We start from the raw sequence: 21,632 nt of genomic DNA, 5'->3' as shown, positions 1-21,632 counted from the left end.
AAAGTTATGTTACTAATTTACACTTTTCTTTTGCTTTAAAAGCTGTCTTAAATACGCTAATTGAATCACTGCTGGAATTGTTACTCTATAAGCTGGGCTAGCAATATCAAAAGCAGTCCAACCAATAGGACCTAAGAATACAGATAAAGTTTTAGTCAATGTTGCATTAGTTGCAAAAGATAAGCCTTTCCCAAAAATAAATTTCCAAAACGCATTGGCTACAATAACCGTTAATTTATAAGTTGCAAAACCTTTTGCTTTCATTATTGCTTGCAAGCTAGCAGTTAAGGACGCTTTAGTGCTAAAAGAAACATTAACTCTCCTCCAATCTTTTTCATATCTTCTGGAGATAAATTATTTATATAATCTTCTAATATTTTTGCAAATAAATTTTCTTCAATGATTTGTGTTGATGATGTTTCATTGTAATTTACTTTCAATTTATCACAAACATCACATAGAATTTCTTTGTAAAGCACACCCTTTCCACCTCTAAATACATTCACAATAGAATTGCCTCCAAAAAACTGAAGTTCCTCTAAAATTAAATCTATGTATTCTTTGTGCTCTGGATATTTATATTTTACCAAATCGTTATTAGTAAGCATTTCTGTAAATCTAGTATTGCCATCTTTTCTCCTTTCTAAAAATACATAATATTATACGAAATAATTTCTTAAATTAATTATTTTATATGAATATATTTCGTAATTTTAGATTAATAGGAATCATTGTTTAATGCTTAAAATTTAATAAGAAAGCCTTTTATGAAATACACACAACAAGACAAAGCTAGAATTTTAAAAATTACAACACGCACATTGCAACGCTGGAAATACACAAAACCTGAACTTTTTGCAATTATTGAAGCAGGTTTCAAACTACGGGAAAAAATAAATTGTGATGATTTCTACACAAAAGAAATTGAAGAGCTAATTCGTCAAATTGACAAGGAATCTCAATCTTAATCTTGTTTATCTAAATATTTCGTATCAAAAAGACTCTTTAAATGCACATTGCTTAATGCCACTTTTAAGGAAGTGAAAAAATCTGGATTTGCCTCCTCCATTTCCTTTAACATTTGCTTGGTTTTCTCCCTTGCAAAGGGGCGTTTATCATCCTTTTGCCACATTATCGGGCAGTTGCAATCAGGGGCTATGTAAATATTATTTTTAGCGATAAAGTCTATGATTTGTCTCTCTCTTACAAAAATCAAAGGACGGATGACAAAAAGTCCATTCTCCGCCTTGTAAATGGGTGGCATAGAACGCAATGCACCATTATAAGTTAGATTCATCATAAAACTCTCTGCCGCATCATCTAAATGATGCGCTAGAGCCAGCTTGTTGTATCCGCCTTCTAGCGCTTTTGTGTAGAGCGCACCCCTACGCATACGCGAGCAAAAGCTACAATACACGCTCCCTTCTCTTTTATTCTCTTCTAAAATCTTATAAATCTCTGTGCGGTAGAGTTCATAAGGGATTCCGTGTTTTTCGCAGTATTCAAAGATGTAGTCGTATTCTCCACCGCGCCCATAATCAATAGTTATCGCTTTAAACTCAAAATCAAAGGGAGCATATTGCTTCAATCTAGCAAGCAAAGTAGCCAACAATATGGAATCCTTCCCCCCGCTTAAGCCTAAAAGCACTCTATCGCCTTCTTTAATAAGCCCTAGTTGCGCATTGGTTTGCCCTGTGATTTTTAAGATTTTTTTGCTAATTTCCACTCGCATTGGTTTCCTTAATTTTTCTCATTAAATTAAACTATTCAAATTGACAAATCACTTCTTCGCAATACACTCTATCAAGTTCTGCTTCTACTTCTTCTTGGCTAATATCAGGTCCTAATCCATAATATACTCTATCATAAATATCGCTAGCATATAAAAATACATAATCTTGCGGATTTATAAGGATTTCTAGCTTTTCTTTAGGGTCGCTTACAGCATCATTTAAGGATTCCATAAATTCCAAAAAACCATCGCTATCAAATTCCCAAGCTTCTTGTAATGCTTCTGCGTCTTGTGCTTCTTTAGGCAATAGCGCATTATCTTTTATGATAAAACTTACTTCTTTTTGTGTGTCTTTGATGTAGCCTTTGAATTCCATTGATTTTCCCTTAAATTAATCTAAATTATCAAAAAGACTAGGCTTGCGTTCTTTGCGATACCAAAGCCCATTGCGTTCATAAGCTAACAATTTTAAAACTTCTCTTATAAGTTTTTTACTTGCTTGCACACCATTTTTTGAAAGTGGTATTACTTCAAAAACTATATCATCAAAGCTTACGCCTTTGTTTTTTTCTTGCGCTCTACCTAAAATTGCTTTTATAAAATATTCCACCCTGCGCTCTAATGGAATTTCATAGTTGCTAAAGCCAGAAAACTCTTTTAAATGGTATTTGTCGTTCTTATCACACGCAAATCGCTCATTAATGATAAGAATAAAGTCTTCAAATCGTTTTACAATTTTATCGGTATAATTACCTTCAACTGCTTTAATAATAAGATTATTCCAAATTTCATCTGCGGTCGCCCCATCTCTCTCAACGATAATCTCTTCAATATCTTTAAATATTCTTTCTATTATATTTTCTCCAACTTCAATCTTTGTGCGTGATTTTGCATTATCTACCTTTTTAAAATAAATAATAAGTTGCCCATTTAATATGCGTGTAGGTCTTTGTCTTTTTTTAAATGTAGTTTGTCCATTTTCTTGACGCATACTACTGACATATTCAAATCCTAGATTTTCAGCGGCTTCTACAAGGGTTTGCCAAAGTCTTACATCTTCGTGCTGAAACACAAAGGCAAGCCAGCGGTTAAACTTCAGCACCCTATACATTTCTTTTAGGCTTTTTTTCATTAAATCATAATAATCATAACGCGTTTTTTCTAGGCTTCCTTTTTCTATACATTCCTTCTCTCTAATCTCTCTATTTATAGGGAAGTCAAGCCACGCATTCCACATTGTGCTTAAGTCTAAATATGGAATCTTAGCACCATAGGGCGGATCTGTGTAGATAAAATCTATGCTTTGGTCTTCTATCTCTTTTAAATTTGTAGCATCTGCTTGGAAGATTTTATCGCCATTGCTTTTGGATTCCATAGAATCTAATTGTTCTAAATTCTCTCTATTTACTAGCAAAGTTCCGCTAAAGTCTTTAATCACGGATTTTAAGGGCTGATAATAGGCTTTGTAAAAAGTGGATTGCTGATGGGGGGAGGGCTGTAATTCCTTTTTTCCTTTAATTATCCTGTCAATTTTACTTTTGAATATATCACCAACATCAATCAGTGTTGGATTCTTTGCGACACGATAACGATAATATCTAAAAATTGAACTATCACCTGCTTTATCAGTAAGTCCTTTATGATTTGATATGTGATATGTTAGGTTGGCAACATTAATGGTATTATAAAATGCAAGCAGTAAAGAATAGCGTAAATTGCGCTTTAGGATTCTGTTTTCTTTATTTCCACTTGGAATGGTTTTTTTAAAAATTAATTGTCTTAAAAAGGCTAGTTCTACTAATTGTTTAGAAGTAAAAAGTCCTAAGAGAGAATCCACATTGCTACCTTTAGGTAAAATTTCATCATACGGAATCCAAAATGTGCTATCTTGCTCTTTTTGTGTGGCAGTTTTTCCAAACTCATTGTCAATGGCGTTAGGGTAGTATTTAGCGTTTTTTAAGAATGCCTTTGCTTCTTTTCCATTCTTTGGTCGCATCGCTTCAAGTTCTTCTAAAATCTCTTCTGCGCTATCATAAAGCAAGTCTAAATCGCATTGCGCGCTTAAAGCCTTTGTGATAAAAACGCTTAAGGGATTTAAATCAGCGTGGATTCCAATTCTACCATTCATCATCGCTTCTATTGCAGTAACACCACTACCACCAAAGGGGTCTAGCACTACATCGCCTTCATCGGTAAAGTTTTTAATATTTCTCTCTACAATATCCCAACTTTGTCTCGTAAAGTAGGCGGAGCAACCATAATGTCTTGCCTTTTCTCTTTTTTTGGGTTTTATTATGATTTTTGGCAATTCTCTTGTTAAATACCATTCATCAGGCTTTTTTGACGTCATATTTGTGTGCGTGGGGGCTTGCTTTAAAGAGTTAGGCGGTGTGGTTAAATACTGCTTTAAGAGATTGCGCTTGCTTGTGTTATAAAACAACTCTTGGCAGGTAAAAGTTTCTAGCATTTCTTGCGTGTTAGTGCTAAAGAGTGTCCATTCTAAGCCGTTGCATAGGGCGTAATATGGGGACTTTATCGCCTTGTTGATTGCGTAGTAAAAGACTTGGCGTTCGTTGTTACTCTCTTGGTTTATGGATTCTGTGGAGGCTTTTGCGTCTAAAATGCAATGAGGTTTGGATTTTATATAAAGTGTGTAATCTGGGCGCATCAAGTCTTTCGCGCCTATTTTTTTGTTTGAGCCTGTGATTGTGGGGTTTGTAAGGGTTTTAGAGCGCGCTACTTTAAAATCACCTTGCGTGTCAAAACCAAGTGCCTTTAATAGCGGGGCTATGATAAGCTCTCTTACCGAATCCTCTTTAAAATCTTGCAAAAACTCTTTATTTTCAAATTGTGCAAAGTCAAATTCTAGCATTCTAGCTCCTTAAAGCAGTCCTTTAAATGCTTATTAATAAACTCTAAAATCTTATCTTTGTCAATAATGTGCTTATCGTATTTAATCACCGCTATACGCTCACTTTCATTAATATACCACTCTAAAATCCCGCTAAGTTGCGCTAAAGACTCTAAAGAAGCGTTTGCAGTGGAATTTGCAAGGGGTAGATAGAGATTTTTTTGCATTGCTGGATTTGCCAAGAAAGCAAAGATTAAAATCCACACAAAACACGCAATCACTACAAAAACCACAAGGGATAAAATGCTAAAAAATTCATACAAATGCCCACCTAAAACTGCTCCAAAAAATGAACCTAAATAGCCAAAAGCAGTAAAAATTCCCATAGCACTTCCCTTTTGATAAGCCTTACAATAGCGACTTGCAAGGCTTTGCATAATGGGTTCGTGGATGGAAAACCCGATGAAAAACACAAGCACGCCAAAGATAAACACTGCTTTACTTTGGCTTAACATCAACAAATACGCTAATGCAAAAAATAAGATTCCAACAATCATAACCGCCTTAAACTTACCTTTTTTTTCTGCAACAATCGCCGCTGGAATCATCGCAAAAAACCCTAGCAAACTTGCAGGAACATACACCTGCCATAAATCTCCTTTAGACATATCAAAGCCCTTTACAAGCGCAATTGGAATCACTAAGAGTGCTAAAGTCATAAAGCCTTTTTGTAAGAAATTTGTCAAATTCATAATTTGCAAATTTTTATTTTTTAAAACACTGCTACGCTCTGCATTTCTAAAGCTGTAAGTGATTTTTGGTGCATTTGGCACAGTAACAATAAGAACAACAAAAGCAATACAAGCTAAAGCACAGGTTATCCAAAACAAACTTGGCACACCAAAGCTTCCCGCTAGAATCGGACCTAAAATCAATGCTATGGTAAAACTTAAAGAAATCGTTGCCCCCATAAATACCATTGCCTTTGTGCGATTCTCTTCTTTAACTAAATCTGCAATCATCGCACTAACAACGCCACCAACAGCACCTGCTCCTTGCAAAAGGCGTCCTAAAATTAGCATATAAATGTCTTCGCTTAAAGCACAAATTAAAGAACCAAGCGCAAAAATGACAAGCCCAATGGCAATCATACTTTTGCGTCCAAATTTATCGCTTAAAAACCCAAAGGGGATTTGAAAAAGCACCTGTGTTAAGGCATATCCACCTACTGCGATTCCAACTAAAAGAGGCGTTACACCCGGAAGTGATAGAGTGTAGAGTGAAAGCACAGGCATTACAATAAATAGTCCAAAAAAGCGTGAGCCTAATATCAAACTTAGCGGCAAACTTTGTTTGACCAAAGAATCTTTTGCCATTCTTACAATCCTTTTGCTAAAATTCTAAAATTGCAATTCTAGCTAATAAAAACTTATACAAGGTAGCAATATGCGCTTAATTTTGGCAACTTCCAATGCAGATAAAATTAAAGAAATTAGGGAGATTTATAGCCCCCTATGCAAAGCATTACATTTAGAAATTCTAGCGTGGGATAGACTTATAATGCCTTTTGAGATTGTAGAAAATGGAGAGAGTTTTAAGGAAAATGCGCTAATTAAATCTAAAGCAGTTTTTAATGCGCTAAAGGGCGTTTTGCGCCACAGCGATATTGTGCTATCTGATGACAGCGGGATTTGCGTTGAAGCACTTGGTGGCAAACCCGGAATCCATAGCGCAAGATATAGCGGAGGAAATGCAACAGATAATCTAAACTTGCTCTGCGCTGAAGTTGCAAAACTCCCTAGCAAAACTTCAAAGGCGCATTATTGTGCGTGCATTGGAATCTCTAGCGCACAAGGGGATTTTAGTGCGCACGGCTTTATGTATGGAAGTGTGATTAGCACACCCAAAGGCAAAAATGGCTTTGGCTATGACCCTATGTTTATTCCCAAAGGCTTTAACAAAACGCTAGCAGAATTAAGCAGTGAAGAAAAAAACGCAATCTCACACCGCACACAAGCCTTAATGCGTGCAAGCTATATTCTTCGCACCTTAAAGACTTAAAGCTAAAATCGCATTTAGATTAAAACTTGCTTTATTTTTTTACGAACATTTTATTGCTTTTGTGCGTGAAATTTTAAAAAGCAAGAATATCTATCATAAGCTAACCGCAAGGCTTTCAAGTTTATTAAACCTACTCTCCACCTAAAAGTGCGCCTTGAATGCTTCTTTGTAGCTCTTGAGCCTGTTTTAAAAGCTTCTTTTGCTCCTCTAACTCGCTTTTAGATTCCGTGTTTTTTGGTTCTGTCACAGACTTTTTCTTACCATTAATGGAATCTAAAACGCCCATTTTTACAAAGGTATCTTCATAATTTTTGCCACCCTTTTTAATGCGAATATATACATTTCCACTTGCTTGGTCATACAAATAAGTATCATCCTTATCGCTAAACATCACCCAAGGCTGTGCCTTTAAACTCACTCCACACAGCAATAAACCAAAAATTTTCAATAGTATTTTACGCACGGCGATTACCTTTGATTTCTTTTTTTGCTAGAATTGCGAAATTTTATCAAAACTTGGGAATAAAATGGATTTAATCAAGGTAAAAAATCTCCACAAAAGCTTTGGTGATTTGGAAGTTTTAAAAGATATTAATCTAAACATTAAAAAAGGTTCTATCTTTGGGCTTGTGGGGCATAGTGGTGCTGGCAAAAGCACATTATTAAGAACTTTTAATGGATTGGAATCCATAAATAGTGGTTCAATTAACATTGATGGATTAGAAGTTTCAAAACTTAATGTAAAAGATTTACGAGCCTTGCGTCAAAAAATTGGAATGATTTTTCAGCATTTTTCCTTATTGCAACGCAAAAGTGTGTGGGAAAATGTTGTTTTGCCCCTGCAATGCGCAAATCTTAAAATTGACAACCAAAAAATTAAGAATCTTTTAGAGCTTGTAGGCTTAAAAGATAAGGCAAATTCCTACCCAAACGCACTAAGTGGTGGACAAAAGCAGCGCGTGGCAATCGCAAGAGCCTTAGTTTTAAACCCTATGCTACTCCTTAGTGACGAAGCAACAAGCGCACTTGATCCTAACATTACAGGGGCGATTTTAGAATTGCTTAAAAACATCAACAAAGAATTAAGCGTTACCATCGTGCTTGTAACGCACGAAATGGAAGTGGTTAAAACACTCTGTGAAGAAGCTGCTTTTATGGAAAATGGGGAGGTACTAAAAAGTGGCACGATAGAAGATTTATTTTTATCGCCAGATCCTAAAATGAGAGAGTTTTTAGGAGAAAATGAAATCTTGCCACAAAGTGGGCTAAATATCCGCATCTACTTCCCTAAGAACATTGCGCAAAACCCTATCATCACACAAATGGCAAGGGCATTAGAGATAAACTTTAGCATTGTGTGGGGGAATTTGGAATCTTTTAATGGTGTAGCACTTGGCGTGCTTGTGATTAATATTAAAGAAAGCGCAAAAGAGAGCGTTTGTAACTATTTAGACGCACAAGGGGCAATTTGGGAGATGATAAATGGATAGCAAAATGTTTCATTTACTTTTAGAGGCAACCTTTGATACTTTATATATGAGCGTGCTTGCAACACTGATTGCAACAATCCTAGCAATTTTGCCTAGTGTGCTATTAATGCTATGTGCCCCCAATGGATTGTCGCCTAATGCGTTTGTGTTTAGGGTACTAGATAGCATTACAAACACTTTGCGCTCTTTTCCGTTTTTGATTTTAATGGTGGTTTTGTTTCCCTTGACACAAATTATTGTGGGTAAAAGCATAGGCGCAACAGCGGCAATTGTGCCTTTAAGCATAGGTGCAGCTCCCTTTATTGTGCGGATTATTGAAAATGCACTTAAAGAAGTGGATAAAGGCGTGATTGAAGCAGCCCTTAGTTTTGGAGCAACAAACTTACAAATCATTTTTCGTATTATGTTTGTTGAAGCCCTTCCTAGCATAATTAGTGGAATCACACTTGCATTAATTTTAGTCGTAGGTTTTAGCGCGATGGCAGGAGCAATAGGAGGTGGAGGGCTTGGAGATATTGCAATCAAATATGGTTATTATCGTTTTCAAACTGATATTATGTTATACACCGTTTTGATTTTAATTGTCTTAGTGCAAATTATCCAAAGTCTTGGAGATTTTCTCTATAAGAAGCTTAAGCGTTAAATAATTTTAACACTTTTAATGCACCTCTTTTAAATAAACTTTTTTTGGAGTGTTGGAGTAAAAATTCTGCAATCTCTTTTCTCCTAAACATAATCGCAAAACTATAAGGCGTCATACCTAAGCCATTATTTTCATCAATATTCGCTCCATTTTCTACTAATAATTTGCACATTGGCAAATACCCTTTAAAACATACACCAGCAAGAGGGGTTTGCCCTCTATCATTTTTTTCATCTACTCTTGCGCCATTTTCTAATAGCATTTGTGCGGTTTCTAAAGCATTATGATAAGCAGCTAGCATTAAAAGGCTATCCCCTTTATGCGTTTTTAAATTAACATTCAAACCCGCTTTTATCATCACTTCTAAATCATCACATTGATTATTCCTAGCAAAGTTAAACGCCATCTTTCCTAATTCTTCAAACCTTTTTTCTTCTTCTTGAGTTAAAGACATTTTTTATCCTTTTATAACCGCCCACAAGGGGCAGAAATTACTTACCTAAAGCCTCTTTTACACCTTTTGCATAATCAGGAGAAATGTTTTCAAAATGCTTCAACGCCTTTTGAATGATAGCATCCTCTACCTCTTCCATACTTCCAGCGATGTTGCTAAAGAGCTGTTGTTTTTGCTCTGCATTCATAAGATTAAAGAGCGCTCTAGGCTGTGTGTAAAAATCCTCATCTAATGGCGAATATCTTTGTGCATCACCCTCTAGTGCCAATGGTGGCTCTAAATAAGCGGAATTTTCTTTTGGGCTATCTGCACAGCTATTTGGCTCATAATACGCATCGCCATTTTTATAAACATCAAAATTCATCGCACCTGCAACATTATAAGTGTTCACTTCACTTCTTGGACGATTAACAGGAAGCAAGTGGTAATTTGTCCCAATTCTATACCTATGCGCATCAGGATAGCTAAAGACTCTAGCTTGGAGCATTTTATCAGGACTAAAGCTAATGCCAGGAACAATATTACTAGGGCTAAATGCTGCCTGCTCAACCTCATTAAAATAATTTTCCGGATTCTTATTTAACACCATTTCACCAATATCTATAAGGGGCACAACACTATGTGGCCAAACTTTCGTTAAGTCAAAAGGATTAAAGCCTAGTTTATCTGTTGCATTCTCTGCTAGAATTTGCACTTGCACTTTCCATTTTGGAAAATCCCCTTTTTTAATCGCTTCATACAAATCTCTTTGGTGGCTCTCTCTGTCTTTTGCAATGATTTTTTCAGCTTCTGCATTTGTAAGATTCTTAATGCCTTGTTGTGTTTTAAAATGGAATTTCACCCAAAATCTTTCCTTCTTAGCATTAATGAAGCTATAAGTATGGCTTCCAAATCCGTGCATATGACGATAAGTTGCTGGAATCCCTCTATCACTCATTAGAATTGTAACTTGATGCAAGGCTTCAGGACAAAGTGTCCAAAAATCCCAGGCAGCATTATTACTTCTTAAATGCGTTTGGGGATTACGCTTTTGCGTATGGATAAAATCTGGAAATTTATACGCATCGCGGATAAAGAATGTTGGCGTATTATTGCCTACTAAATCCCAATTTCCTTCTTTTGTATAAAATTTAATCGCAAAACCCCTAACATCTCTCTCAGCATCTGCTGCCCCTGCTTCACCTGCAACGGTTGAAAAGCGCAAGAACAAAGGCGTAACCTCACCTTTTTGGAAAACTTTCGCCTTTGTGTATTGAGAAATATCTGCTGTGATTTTAAGCTCTCCATAAGCTCCACTTCCCTTTGCGTGGACGGTTCTCTCTGGGATTCTCTCTCTATTTTGATGCGCAAGTTTTTCAAGCAAAATATAATCTTGTAGTAAAAGCGGTCCTTTAGATCCTGCGCTTAATGAATTTTGATTATCCGCAACAATGTTACCAAAATCATTTGTTAGATTCCTCATTAACTCTCCTTAATAGTGAAATTTGATAGATAATTGTGTGAATTATCTTAAGAAACATTATAACAAAAATAAATCCTACATTTTCATTTTTTAATAAAAAATACTAAATAATATTTTTTATCCATTAAAATATGAAACATAATGAAACAGGAATTTAAGGATTCCTATGTTAAAAAACGCAAACGATTTTATTTAAAAAGGAAAAATTATGCTAACAAAAACGATTTTTAGCAAATTTACATTAGGTACTTTAGGTGTGTTGCTTACAGCAGCAGTCTTTAGCGGTTGTGATTCTAAAATGGAATCCACACAGGATAACACCGCAAGTCAAGCACAAACAGAAAAAATCATCGTAGGTGCTACTCCAGAACCACACGCAATAATTTTAGAGCAAATTAAACCGCTTTTAGAAAAAGATGGTATAGTGCTTGAAATCAAGGAATTTACAGATTATGTAACTCCCAATAAGTCTTTAGATGATGGCTCGCTGGATGCAAATTTCTTCCAACACAAGCCCTATTTAGATTCCTTTAACCAAGAACACAAAACAAATTTAGTCAGCGTAGGAGGAATCCATATTGAACCAATGGGTGTGTATTCTAAAACCATTAAAAACTTAGAGGAATTGCAAGAAGGCGATTTAATCTCACTCCCAAATGATCCTAGCAATGGTGCACGCGCACTTAGAATCTTAGAAAAAAATGGACTCATTGCTCTAAAAGGCGATGTAGAGCTTGTTAGCGTGCAAGACATTGTAGAAAATCCAAAAGGACTAAAATTTAAAGAAATAGATGCCCCACAACTTGCACGCACTTTAGATGATGTAAGCGCATCTGTGATTAACACAAATTTTGCATTACTAGCTGGATTAAATCCCCTCAATGATGCCATCGCCATTGAAGACAAAGACTCTCCTTATGCAAATATCCTTGTAGTAAAAGCAGGCAATGAAAACAATCCTAATATCCAAAAGTTGATTAACGCCCTACAAAGTGAAAAAGTTAAACAATTTATTACAGAGGAATACAAAGGCGCAATTCTCCCTAGCTTTTAATCATTCTTTCTTAAAGGATTGCCAGTGGATTTAAGCTAAATCCACGCAGGCATAACCTCTTTGCTTTGCAATCCTTAAAAGCTCCGCATCACCATTACACACAACAGGCTTTGAAACATTTTCCAACAATGGTAAATCATTAATAGAATCCGTATAAAAATAGGAATCCTGCATCAAAGCATCATAATCCTCTTTTAAATACTCTCTTAAGCGCAAAATCTTCCCCTCTTGAAAACTAAAAATGCCCTCACTCTTGCCGCTAAAGATTCCATTATGGAGCACGCAAGTAACTGCAATGCTTTCTTCAATGCCTAAATGTTTAGCAATTTTGCGCACTAAAAAATCTGCCGTAGCTGAAATCACAATGCAACGATCTTGCTTATGCTTTGCAATAAGACTATGGGCTTTTGTATGGGGCTTGATATATTGCGTGATAAAAGCGTCGCTTAAAGATTCCACCTCTTGTCTACTTTTATTTTGAACACTGCGCAAAAAAATGCAATGTATGCACTCATATCAAGCGTTTTTGCGTGGTATTGTTGTTGAAAAAGTGTAGCTTGTTGCAAGCAAGAATGCTCTAGGATTCCTTGTTTAACGCAAAATTGAATCCATAATTGCGCACTATCATTTTGTATTAATGTTCCGTCTAAATCAAATAAGGCTAGCAAGTTAGCTCCTTAGCAAATTCTAAATGGAATTTAAGATAAACATTATCATTCACATTAAAATGGCTAGAATTGCTAAAATTTAAAGTATCAATTTTTAACTCTAAATCCTTTATTTTTACCTTATAGCGAATCACATTTCCTAATAAAATTTTTTCTTTAATCTTTGCCTTCACCCCTTGTGTACCACTAATTTCTATGGTTTCTGGTCTTAAAGCGATGTCTTCTTTAAAAGAATGGGAAAGATTAAGCAAATCTAAATCCTTTGGGCTAAGAATATTGTAATTTCCTATAAAACTTGCCACAAAGCGATTCTTAGGAAGTAAATATAAATTTTGTGCATCGGAATTTTGTAAAATCTCCCCTTGGTGCATTAAAATGATTCTATCAGAAAGCTCTAGGGCTTCTTCTTGGTCGTGCGTTACAAAAATTGTAGTAAGATGGAATTCTTTTTGAATGGCTTTAATTTGCGCCCTTAAATGCTTACGGATTTTAGCATCAAGGGCAGATAAAGGCTCATCAAGCAACAACAAATCAGGCTTTGTGATTAAAGAGCGCGCTAGTGCCACTCTTTGCGCTTGTCCTCCGCTAAAGCTATGGGGATAACTTTTGCTAAAATCCTCTAATTCTACGAGTTTTAGCATTTTTTTCACTCTTTTTTCTATCTCTTTTTTATGCACTTTTTTGATTTTCAAACCAAAGGCAACATTTTCAAACACATTTAAATTGGGAAAAAGTGCATAATTTTGAAACACCATTCCAATATTTCTTTTTTGCGGACTGAGTTTTGTAATGTCTTTATCTGCAAGAGAAATTTTACCTGTATCAACAGAACTTAATCCCGCAATACATCGCAAAAGTGTAGATTTTCCGCAACCACTTGGTCCTAAAAGCGTTACAAACTCCCCCCTTTTAGCAGAAAACTCTATGCTATCAAAAATCGCTTTATCCCCATAGGATTTTTTCAAATGCTTAATTTTAAGATAAGACATATTCACTCCTTCATACTAAAAATGCTTGCAATAAAAGTTGCTAAAAAAATCAAAAAAAATAAAAAAATACAAAGGCACTTGCATAATGTCCACTCTTTCCTCTTATGTGATAGAGATAAACTTGTAAGGTTTCATAAGAGCTACCAACTAGTAGGTTTGCAAAAAGGAAATCTCCAACCAAAAAGGAAAAAGACAAAAAAATAGCAACAAGGATTCCATTTTTAATATTAGGTAAAATCAATTTGAAAATAGCCTTGAAAAACACTTCCACTAGCATTGCATTAGAATCCATCAACTCCCTGAGATTTAAAGGATTAAGAGCATTGTCTAATGCGCGATAAATAAAGGGCAACACACAAATTAATACACAAAAATCAAAATAAAAGCACTCCCTACTAAACTTTCTGCATACAATTGCAAAAGCCCCACACAAGAAACAACGCCCGGAACTGCAAAAGGCATTATAACAAGCACATTAAAGAAGCTTTTTAGCTTAGGATAATACAAATTCGCAAGTAAAACCATTGAAAAAATCAAAACAATTGCTAAAAAATCGCACCAAAGCACACAATAAAACTTCTTAACAAAGAAGCAAGAAAGCGCATATCCCTAAAAAGCTCTGCATACCATTTTAGTGTCAAGCCATCAGGCAAAACACTGACCCCCCAAGAAGTAGAAAGAGAATACAATAAAGTAGCAGCAATGGGTGAAGCCATAAAAAGAAACACAAAAAATAAAAGGCTATAATGATAAATCCTAGCCTTTAAAGACAATGTATTTTTCATTTATAACGCCTTAAAATTGTATTTTTTACTCATAAAATTTGCAACCAAAGTAATCCCTAGCATAATCACCATTAAAACCACGCTCAAAGCACTTGCCAAATAAGGGTCAAGACTAATATCGCCAGCGACTAAACTTGTGATTCTAATGGGCAGAATGTTAAAATTGCTATTTAAGGCATAAATGCTTGCATACGCACCAATTGCATTGGCAAATAAAATCACAAAAACACCTAAAAGCGCAGGAGCTAACAGGGGGCAGGCGATTTTTATCCAATAGACAACATTGCTAGCACCTAGAATTTTTGAAGCTTGCTTGTGGGATTCTTCTAAACTTTTAAATGCAGGAAATAAAAGCAAAACCCCAAGAGGAATCTGAAAATAAATATACACTAAATTGATTCCAATATTAGAATAAATGCTAAAAAATGGCTCAATCCCCATACTTTTTAACAAAACATTCACAACCCCATTATTACCCGCAATAATAATGCACGCAAAGGCTAAAGGAATCCCAGCAAAATTGCTAAACATCGTATTTAAGGAGAACAAAAAAGAAGCAAGCTTTGAAGGACTAAGTGCATAAATAGAATAACTTGTTAAAGTTGCTATAATTAGCCCAATAACACTAGAATAAAAACTCACACTAAGGGATTGCACAATGCTTTGGAGATAAAATTGTGAGGCAAAAATTCTCCTAAAATTTTCTAAAGAATAAGATTCCAACTCTTCTGCATAAAAAGCATTCATAAGAATCCAACCAAGAGGAAGGATTAAAAACGCAATAAAAATGGCAAAAATTGGTAAAAGACTCACACAAGAGAGTATTTTAATACGCATTTATTGCACTTTCTTTAAAAACTGCAATCCTAAATCAGGAAAATCCGTAAAGACACCATCTGCCCCTGCTTTAAAAAGAATTGCGTCTAATAACGCATCAGAGGATTGCGTCCAGCTTGGCAAAGCATCTGCTCTATGCGTCCAAACAAACACTTTGAGCTTATGCTTATGCGCATTTTTGACAAAGGCGTTGGGCTGTGCTTTATTCTCTTTAATGGTAAAAAGTTCATTATAATTAGGGGCGATTCCCATTACAATTTTTGCAAGTTCAGCATTCCTTTTACCCGATTGAAAAGGAGTGTAGTCAAATGCTACCCACTTTCCATTTTCTAGTGCATAAGTTTCATTCCATTCATTTTTGCCCAATGCAAACACAAGATTGACATCCATATCCATTTGAGGCAATAATTCTTTTTTAATACGCACTAGCTCAGGATAATCAAAACTAGAAAAATAAAGATTATTTGTGTCAAGCCCATAATTTTTAAAAATTTCTAAGACAACTTTTGAAATGTCCTTGCCTTCTTGTTTGTGAAACCAAGGCTTTTTAATCTCAATGCAAAATCCTATATTTTTGCCAAAGACTTGATTAAGCCCCTGTATCAACTCTATCATCTCAGACAATGTGCTAATAGCAAAAGAAGCATCCCCCATCGGACAACGCTTAGGATATTTTTGCTCTTGCTTGCCATCCTTAAGTGTAAAAACTTCGCTCATTTTCAAAGTCTTAAGTTCATCCAAGGTAAAGTCAATCACATAATAATGCCCATCTTCACGCTTTCTTTGTGGAAACTTTTGTGCTACATCACTAAGATTATCCAAATATAAATCGTGGATAATCACAGGAATATTATCTTTGCTTAAAACAAGATCAAATTCCACATAATGTGCGCCCATTGCGTGTGCTAAAACCATTGCTTCTTGCGTGCTTTCTGGCAAGTATGCACTCGCACCTCTGTGTGCGATAATAAGCTTATCACTTGCAAAAAGATTTAAACCTAAAAGCATTAGAGCAAAAATCATCTTTTTCATTATCACTCCTTCAATAGCATTTTGCACGCTGTTTTATCGTGTGCTATGTTTAGAATTTCACAAATTGTTCCACAAATTTGCGTTTGTGAAATTTCACACTCTTTTAAAGAAAAGCTTTTTTCCAAAAACAAAAAACGGCACAAGCCTCTCTTCATCGCTCAAGCCCCGTGTGTGTGGGCTGTATTCATCCCGTGATCTGAAGTGATGATGACACTAAGCCCTTCTTTTAGCCAATTTGGAAGTAAGGTAGAAAGGATATAATCTGCTTTTTTGTGGCGTTTGCATACTCTTTTGAAGCAAGATTAAACTTATGCCCACTATCATCAATATTCATAGAATGTATGAGTAAAAAAATCTAGGTTTTTTCTTAAGCGTAAATTTTCCCCATCCATAAAAAGATGAGAATCCAAATAATCATCCTCACAATAAAAACTCCCATAAGGCAAAGGTAAGGACTCATCATCAACATAGCGGTGCAAATAGGGATTAAAAGGCATTTTGTTATACAGCTCAAAAATCCAATGATACGCTGCCGCACCTGCCTTTAAACCTGCATTTTTAGCATAATCAAAAAATGCTTTTTTGCGTAGAAAAGCCTAAGTGATTATTTACGATTCCACTTAAGGCAGGCTTTACTCCCGTTAAAATACACTCATACAAGGGGCGTGATATGCTTGGAAGCTCACATTGCATTTTGTAGAGCTTCCCTACATTTTCTTCGCACAAGGCTTGTAAAAAGCCCATATTTTCATAAGCAACATCGTAATTTAAACCATCTAAGACTACCAAAATACAACGCTTCATACTCACTTAGCCTTTAAAAAATCTTCCACTTCTAGCAAAATCACTTCATTATCATCAGGGATAAAAGGCTCTCTGCTTGCTGAAAAAGGAAAATTATTATCATTTGCTACAACAATATGTTTAGAATCCACAATATCCACATATTCAATGGTAAAGAAAGGAAAAACAAACTTACCATTTACCAAAGGTTTTTTAGCGATTTTTTCTGGGTCGCTAATGTTCATAAGATCAATGTAAGCGATTTTTTCCGCAACGCCTTTTTTCTCATCAAGCTTAACCTTGTAAATTCTTTTAAATTTAGCCGGGTTTTTAAAGCAATGCTTTGTTGTTTGCGCATTACAAGCCTTATCCATCGTGCCTTCGGTATCATCTCTTTCTATAATTAAGCCGTATTTTTCATCAATCATATTAAAATCCCCAATAGAATGTGCATTGCTCTCTAGCGTGTAAGTATAGCTTTTGCCTGTGAATTTTCTAGCCTTGATATCAAACTCTAAGATTCTTAGGAAATTTTTACCCCCATTATTTTCATACTCTCCGTTTTTAAACATCGCATATTCTAGCATAGGATAGAGTTTGGTTTTATCCTTAGAGCTTGCCATTGCTTCAAAGCCTTTAGAGCGTTTAATGTTAGCTTTATTTTCCACTTTATCTGGATTTGAAAGCTGTAAAGAAGGATTATCAGGCGATAAAATAGGCTCTCCGTTTAAACTCACATCAAACACTTCCTTTAAAGTGCCTTTCTCGTCAAATTCTAACAAAAATGGTCCAAACTCATCTCCTACCCAAAAACTCTTACCGATGATTTGAAAGCTCTCAGGATCTATATCCGCCCCTGTTAAATATCTGCTTGTTGTGCCTTCAAGGTTGATAAGATAGGGAAATTTTTTATTTTTATCATTAAAAAATAGGGTTTTAAGATGTTTATAATCTCCCTTATTAAAATCAAATTGATACTGATGGATAAACACCATAGAATCCGCAGAATTTTTCTTAGTGCCTAAGCCATTATCGCTTAAAAGCCAATAGCTCTTATCCTCTGCAAATTTAATCCCACTATGCCCTTGCAATGCTTGTTTTTTAAAAGGAATCTTAAAAGCATTAGGCGTTTCTTCCTCCACATAATTTGCATCAAAAGCTCCTAGATTTTCATTTCTTGTTGTGCGTAAAAACTTCCCCGTGCTTTGTAAAAAAGTAGGCGCATCTTTAGGGGCGTCAATAAAATTTTCCGCAGGGATAACAATATGCCCCGCAAGCTTTGCTTCATACGCATTTGTGGCAAATAAAGCACTGTATAAACATAAGAAACATAAAATTTTTCTCATCACTTCTCCTTTACTTCATATTAACAATAACTTTTTCCTGCCAAAGTGCTGGAAGTTTTTTAGAAGTTTTTTCCCAGATTTTTTGATCTTTTATAGGCTTTGCGTTTTGATATTGCTCACTTGGTAAAAGATTATCTTTTACATCTTCAGGCAAGCTTAAAAAATCCGCCCTTATAGGTCTTGCATAGCCTTTTGCAAGATTGATTTGCCCTTTATCTGATAGGATAAATTCTCTAGCGAGTTTTGCAGCATTAGGGTGTTTTGCATACTTATTAATAATCGTTGCATAGCCTGAAGTAATACTTCCATCGCTTGGAATAAACACATCATAGCGACTTTTTCCAATCTTTTCTCTATATCCTAAGCCTAAAAAATCCCAAATGATTCCAATCTCTATTTCACCTTTTTCAAGATTTAATAAAGACACATCACTTGTTACTAGTCTGCCTTGCTTTGCAATTTCTGCAAAATAATCAAGCGCAGGTGTTAAATCACTCTCATCTCCACCTAAGGAATAATTTGCTGCTAAGACACCATTAATTGCCATAGCCGCCACGCTCACATCACCAACAGTTACCTTATAATTGCTTTGTAATAACTCCTGCCAACTTTTAGGGGGATTTTTCACCACTTCCTTATTCACAATAAAGGCAATCGTCCCTGTGTATGCCACTATCCAATGCCCATTCTTTATCCTTTGCCCATTGTGGAATCTGCTCCCAATAACTTGTTTTAAAAGGTTGCGTAACACCTTGCTTAATCGCAACATCACCAAAAGAGATTCCAACATCTCCTATATCCCCACTTGCATTTTTTCTCTCCGCTTTAAACTTCGCAATCTCTTGGGCTGAACTCATATCTGTGTCGCTATGCTCTATCCCATATAAGCTTTTTAAATCTTCCCAAGTTTCTTTCCAATTTGCCCACGCATCAGGCATCCCTAAAGAATTTACTCTACCTTCTTTTTGCGCAGATTGGATCAAACTCTCATCAATTCCATACAACGCTAACGCCCCTAGAAAAAAGATTCCAATCCCCTTTATCACGATTCTTTTTACTGCTTCCATTCTTATCCTTATTTCAAAAGATTTTTTGCAAGTATGGCTTAGTTATGTGTCTATTCTGTATAGCATTTGTAAAATATTCGCAAAATTTATTTCTGCTCTGATTGCCTTAACTTGAGCGCATCACACATACGCATTACTCTTGCAGACAACATAAAAAGAATCATTAAGTAGCGGTATTTAAGGGATTTTATAAAATTTTGTAGATTTAAAAGTTTCAATGGTGGCTCGAGGCGGAATCGAACCACCGACACGGAGATTTTCAGTCTCCTGCTCTACCGACTGAGCTATCGAGCCTTTTTATAAAAAAAGAGTTGCAATTATAGCATTTAACATTTAACTAAAACTTAAGCCCCAAGTTTGCGGAGCAAATAAATCGCATTGCCCTTTGTATCGCAGAATGCTTTGAGATTTTCATATCCGTAAAACAAAGCAAGCTTAAAAAACCCATCTAAGCTATAATCTTTTGCCTTCTCCACAAAAATCATTCCTCCACTTTCTAGCTTTTTATGCAAAGACAAAAAGTCCTTTTTTTCACGATTCTCACATTCTGCACTACTAACTTGCGCAGCATTTAAACGCTCTTTAGTAATGCCTGAAAACCACATCTTAAGCAAATGTTTTTCAAAATAAATTTCTGGATTCAACACATAAGGTGCATAATATGCCATTTTAACTTTTCTTCCATTTAGCACAGCATCTACTGCACTTTCATTGTCAAAGAAACTTGGCACATAATAATGTAAAATTAAAATTTTCATCGGATCAATATTAGATAGCACAGCCTTATATGTGTGTAAGGCAAGTTCTCTTATGTCAAAATATTTGGGGGCAGAGATTGTATTATCTACAATTTGTGGCATTTTTAATGCTTCAGAAACCAAACGCTTAATCCATAAGTTCACAAAATCCCTAGATGCAGAATCCAAAAACTCTCTAACGCTCATCACTTCATCATAAGTTTTGGAATCCAAAAACTGCTTCACGCCACAATCTGAATAATTGCGTGTGATTTTAATCTCAGCTAGACGATTCCTAATCCCTGAAAAAGTAGGATAAAAAAACTCCGATTCAAAGTTAATCTTAATGAGTGGATTATCATCATACACTAAGCATTTTCGCTCATTAATCGCTGCTTCAAAGGCAAAATTTCCCATTGGCATATAAGGCACTAAAATCTCTTCACCCTCATTTGTCTGCGATAAAATCACTCTTTCATAAATGCTAAGATAATCCGCATCTGAAATCTTTATTAAGTCTTTTAATCCCTGCATACAACCCCTTATTGATTTTGGCGCATTCTAACATATTTATATTGTTTTATTTATTTTTTAACTTTATATGCGCATAATTCAAGCTTTCTTGCAAACACAAATAAGGAATCGCAAATGCTAATCTTTACGACCACACAACAACTACGCTACCACATTGCAAAGCTTAAAGCTGAAAATCCCAATAAAACTCTAGGTTTAGTTCCTACAATGGGCGCATTGCATAATGGACATTTATCCCTTATCACACAAAGTAAAGAGCAATGCGATTACACAATCGTGTCTATTTTTGTCAATCCCACACAATTCTCCCCTAACGAAGACTTTGACAAATATCCTAGAAAACAAAAAGAAGATTTAAAAACCTGCCAAGAAGCAGGTGTTGAACTTGTCTTTATGCCTGAGATTACAGAAATGTATCCCTTGGATTCCACCTTACAAACCACCTTTAATGCCCCAAAAACTCTAGCAAATGTGCTAGAAGGAAAAATGCGTCCGGGGCATTTTAATGGCGTGCTACAAGTGGTGTTAAAACTCTTTAATCTCACACAACCCACAAAAGCATTTTTTGGACAAAAAGATGCACAACAACTCTTAATCATTCAAAAAATGGTAGAGGACTTGTTTTTGCCCATTACCATTGTGCCTTGCCCAATTGTTCGCACACAAGAAGGATTAGCACTCAGTTCGCGCAATGCGTATTTAAGCGCAAATGGTAAAAAAGAAGCCTTAAAAATCTCTAGCGCATTAAATGCAATCACAAATGCGATAATGCAGGGAGTTATAGAGTCTAAAACATTAAAAAAAATCGCCTTAGAAATTTTACAAGGCATAGAAGTAGAATATCTAGTAATTGTCAATAGGGAGTTAAAAGAATTGCTAGAAATCAAAAAGGATTCCACCTTAGTGCTAATTGTAGCACGCATAGAAGGCGTGCGATTATTAGATAATTTATGGTTTTAAGGAATCTTAAAACTTCTTCTTATTCACATCTCCTAAAATATCATCAGCAATCTTATTGACATTTGTAGAAATATCACTTGTATGGTTTGCAACACTTACATTATCTTGTGTTACAGATTCTAATTGTGCAATGGCTTCATTGATTTG

20 protein-coding genes, 1 tRNA gene and 5 pseudogenes are annotated in these 21,632 nt (G+C 35.5%); 6 read left to right on the top strand and 20 right to left on the bottom strand.

Annotated elements, in window-relative coordinates; translation table 11 throughout:
- Positions 1-12: 12 nt before the first annotated feature.
- Positions 13-264, bottom strand: coding sequence for a hypothetical protein (locus tag MRZ19_RS02160; protein ID WP_291029862.1), 252 nt, complete (start codon positions 262-264; stop codon positions 13-15).
- Positions 265-284: 20 nt separating this feature from the next.
- The gene (locus tag MRZ19_RS02155) at positions 285-608 is read right to left on the bottom strand and encodes a ubiquinol-cytochrome C chaperone family protein (protein ID WP_291029860.1); all 324 of its coding nucleotides are present in this window, start codon (positions 606-608) and stop codon (positions 285-287) included.
- Between the two features lie 159 nt (positions 609-767).
- On the opposite strand from MRZ19_RS02155, the gene MRZ19_RS02150 reads away from it, so the two are divergent.
- Positions 768-968 (top strand): hypothetical protein, encoded by a 201-nt coding sequence (locus tag MRZ19_RS02150; protein ID WP_291029858.1) that lies wholly within the window; start codon positions 768-770, stop codon positions 966-968.
- Here MRZ19_RS02150 and MRZ19_RS02145 read toward each other — a convergent pair.
- From MRZ19_RS02145 to MRZ19_RS02130, 4 genes are read right to left on the bottom strand one after another with little or no spacing between them, the layout of a single operon-like run.
- Positions 965-1,732, bottom strand: a complete 768-nt coding sequence (locus tag MRZ19_RS02145) for an ATP-binding protein (RefSeq protein ID WP_291029856.1) — start codon at positions 1,730-1,732, stop codon at positions 965-967. The genes MRZ19_RS02150 and MRZ19_RS02145 overlap by 4 nt on opposite strands.
- A gap of 31 nt (positions 1,733-1,763) precedes the next feature.
- Positions 1,764-2,108 (bottom strand): hypothetical protein, encoded by a 345-nt coding sequence (locus MRZ19_RS02140; RefSeq protein WP_291029854.1) that lies wholly within the window; start codon positions 2,106-2,108, stop codon positions 1,764-1,766.
- Between the two features lie 15 nt (positions 2,109-2,123).
- Entirely contained in the window at positions 2,124-4,604 is a 2,481-nt protein-coding gene (locus MRZ19_RS02135; RefSeq protein ID WP_291029852.1) for a DNA methyltransferase, read from the bottom strand.
- A complete protein-coding gene (locus MRZ19_RS02130) occupies positions 4,598-5,959 on the bottom strand; it encodes an MFS transporter (RefSeq protein WP_291029850.1) in 1,362 nt (453 codons plus the stop codon). Before MRZ19_RS02130 ends, MRZ19_RS02135 begins: the two co-directional genes overlap by 7 nt.
- A 70-nt stretch (positions 5,960-6,029) precedes the next feature.
- Between MRZ19_RS02130 and rdgB the strand changes: the two genes are divergently transcribed.
- The gene (gene rdgB, locus MRZ19_RS02125) at positions 6,030-6,644 is read left to right on the top strand and encodes an RdgB/HAM1 family non-canonical purine NTP pyrophosphatase (protein WP_291029848.1); all 615 of its coding nucleotides are present in this window, start codon (positions 6,030-6,032) and stop codon (positions 6,642-6,644) included.
- 130 nt (positions 6,645-6,774) lie between these two features.
- Here rdgB and MRZ19_RS02120 read toward each other — a convergent pair whose 3' ends face one another.
- Complete coding sequence (locus tag MRZ19_RS02120) at positions 6,775-7,107, bottom strand: hypothetical protein (protein ID WP_291029846.1); 333 nt, start codon at positions 7,105-7,107, stop codon at positions 6,775-6,777.
- Positions 7,108-7,171: 64 nt separating this feature from the next.
- Between MRZ19_RS02120 and MRZ19_RS02115 the strand changes: the two genes are divergently transcribed.
- Together MRZ19_RS02115 and MRZ19_RS02110 are read left to right on the top strand one after the other, a co-directional pair.
- On the top strand, positions 7,172-8,134 hold the full coding sequence (locus MRZ19_RS02115) for a methionine ABC transporter ATP-binding protein (protein ID WP_291029844.1): 963 nt from the start codon (positions 7,172-7,174) through the stop codon (positions 8,132-8,134).
- Entirely contained in the window at positions 8,127-8,777 is a 651-nt protein-coding gene (locus MRZ19_RS02110) for a methionine ABC transporter permease (protein ID WP_291029842.1), read from the top strand. Before MRZ19_RS02115 ends, MRZ19_RS02110 begins: the two co-directional genes overlap by 8 nt.
- Here the strand turns inward: MRZ19_RS02110 and MRZ19_RS02105 are convergent.
- Both MRZ19_RS02105 and MRZ19_RS02100 read right to left on the bottom strand, forming a co-directional pair.
- Entirely contained in the window at positions 8,767-9,231 is a 465-nt protein-coding gene (locus MRZ19_RS02105) for an ankyrin repeat domain-containing protein (RefSeq protein WP_291029840.1), read from the bottom strand. The two genes, MRZ19_RS02110 and MRZ19_RS02105, sit on opposite strands and share 11 nt — an antisense overlap.
- Positions 9,232-9,268: 37 nt before the next feature.
- A complete protein-coding gene (locus tag MRZ19_RS02100; RefSeq protein ID WP_291029838.1) occupies positions 9,269-10,693 on the bottom strand; it encodes a catalase in 1,425 nt (474 codons plus the stop codon).
- A gap of 298 nt (positions 10,694-10,991) precedes the next feature.
- Here MRZ19_RS02100 and MRZ19_RS02095 point away from each other — a divergent pair, with 298 nt between their 5' ends.
- A complete protein-coding gene (locus MRZ19_RS02095; protein WP_291029904.1) occupies positions 10,992-11,747 on the top strand; it encodes a MetQ/NlpA family ABC transporter substrate-binding protein in 756 nt (251 codons plus the stop codon).
- A 30-nt stretch (positions 11,748-11,777) separates the two neighbouring features.
- Here the strand turns inward: MRZ19_RS02095 and MRZ19_RS02090 are convergent.
- The 10 genes and pseudogenes from MRZ19_RS02090 to MRZ19_RS02045 all read right to left on the bottom strand — a co-directional run bounded on the left by MRZ19_RS02090 (position 11,778) and on the right by MRZ19_RS02045 (position 20,525).
- Positions 11,778-12,415: pseudogene (locus MRZ19_RS02090) on the bottom strand (HAD-IB family hydrolase).
- A complete protein-coding gene (locus MRZ19_RS02085) occupies positions 12,409-13,404 on the bottom strand; it encodes an ABC transporter ATP-binding protein (protein WP_291029836.1) in 996 nt (331 codons plus the stop codon). The pseudogene MRZ19_RS02090 and the gene MRZ19_RS02085 overlap by 7 nt, the downstream one beginning before the upstream one ends.
- Positions 13,405-13,406: 2 nt before the next feature.
- A pseudogene (locus MRZ19_RS02080) lies at positions 13,407-14,189 on the bottom strand (ABC transporter permease).
- Positions 14,190-15,026 (bottom strand): ABC transporter permease, encoded by an 837-nt coding sequence (locus MRZ19_RS02075; RefSeq protein ID WP_291029835.1) that lies wholly within the window; start codon positions 15,024-15,026, stop codon positions 14,190-14,192.
- Positions 15,027-16,058, bottom strand: coding sequence for a glycerophosphodiester phosphodiesterase (gene glpQ / locus MRZ19_RS02070; RefSeq protein ID WP_291029833.1), 1,032 nt, complete (start codon positions 16,056-16,058; stop codon positions 15,027-15,029).
- A 2-nt stretch (positions 16,059-16,060) separates the two neighbouring features.
- Positions 16,061-16,862 (bottom strand): annotated as a pseudogene (locus MRZ19_RS02065) (alkaline phosphatase family protein).
- Between the two features lie 2 nt (positions 16,863-16,864).
- On the bottom strand, positions 16,865-18,187 hold the full coding sequence (locus MRZ19_RS02060; protein WP_291029831.1) for an esterase-like activity of phytase family protein: 1,323 nt from the start codon (positions 18,185-18,187) through the stop codon (positions 16,865-16,867).
- Between the two features lie 10 nt (positions 18,188-18,197).
- Positions 18,198-19,182 (bottom strand): annotated as a pseudogene (locus MRZ19_RS02055) (extracellular solute-binding protein); the annotation flags it as partial.
- A 290-nt stretch (positions 19,183-19,472) separates the two neighbouring features.
- Positions 19,473-19,548: transfer RNA gene (locus MRZ19_RS02050), tRNA-Phe, on the bottom strand.
- A 50-nt stretch (positions 19,549-19,598) separates the two neighbouring features.
- Positions 19,599-20,525, bottom strand: a complete 927-nt coding sequence (locus MRZ19_RS02045) for a hypothetical protein (RefSeq protein WP_291029829.1) — start codon at positions 20,523-20,525, stop codon at positions 19,599-19,601.
- Positions 20,526-20,639: 114 nt separating this feature from the next.
- On the opposite strand from MRZ19_RS02045, the gene panC reads away from it, so the two are divergent.
- On the top strand, positions 20,640-21,485 hold the full coding sequence (gene panC, locus MRZ19_RS02040) for a pantoate--beta-alanine ligase (protein ID WP_291029827.1): 846 nt from the start codon (positions 20,640-20,642) through the stop codon (positions 21,483-21,485).
- A 6-nt stretch (positions 21,486-21,491) separates the two neighbouring features.
- Here the strand turns inward: panC and MRZ19_RS02035 are convergent.
- Positions 21,492-21,632 (bottom strand): annotated as a pseudogene (locus tag MRZ19_RS02035) (methyl-accepting chemotaxis protein); the annotation flags it as partial.

The organism is Helicobacter sp. (assembly GCF_022770205.1).
GTDB lineage: Bacteria > Campylobacterota > Campylobacteria > Campylobacterales > Helicobacteraceae > Helicobacter_D.
Note: the sequence above shows the minus strand (reverse complement) of the source record. Positions and strands in the feature narration are given on the sequence as shown.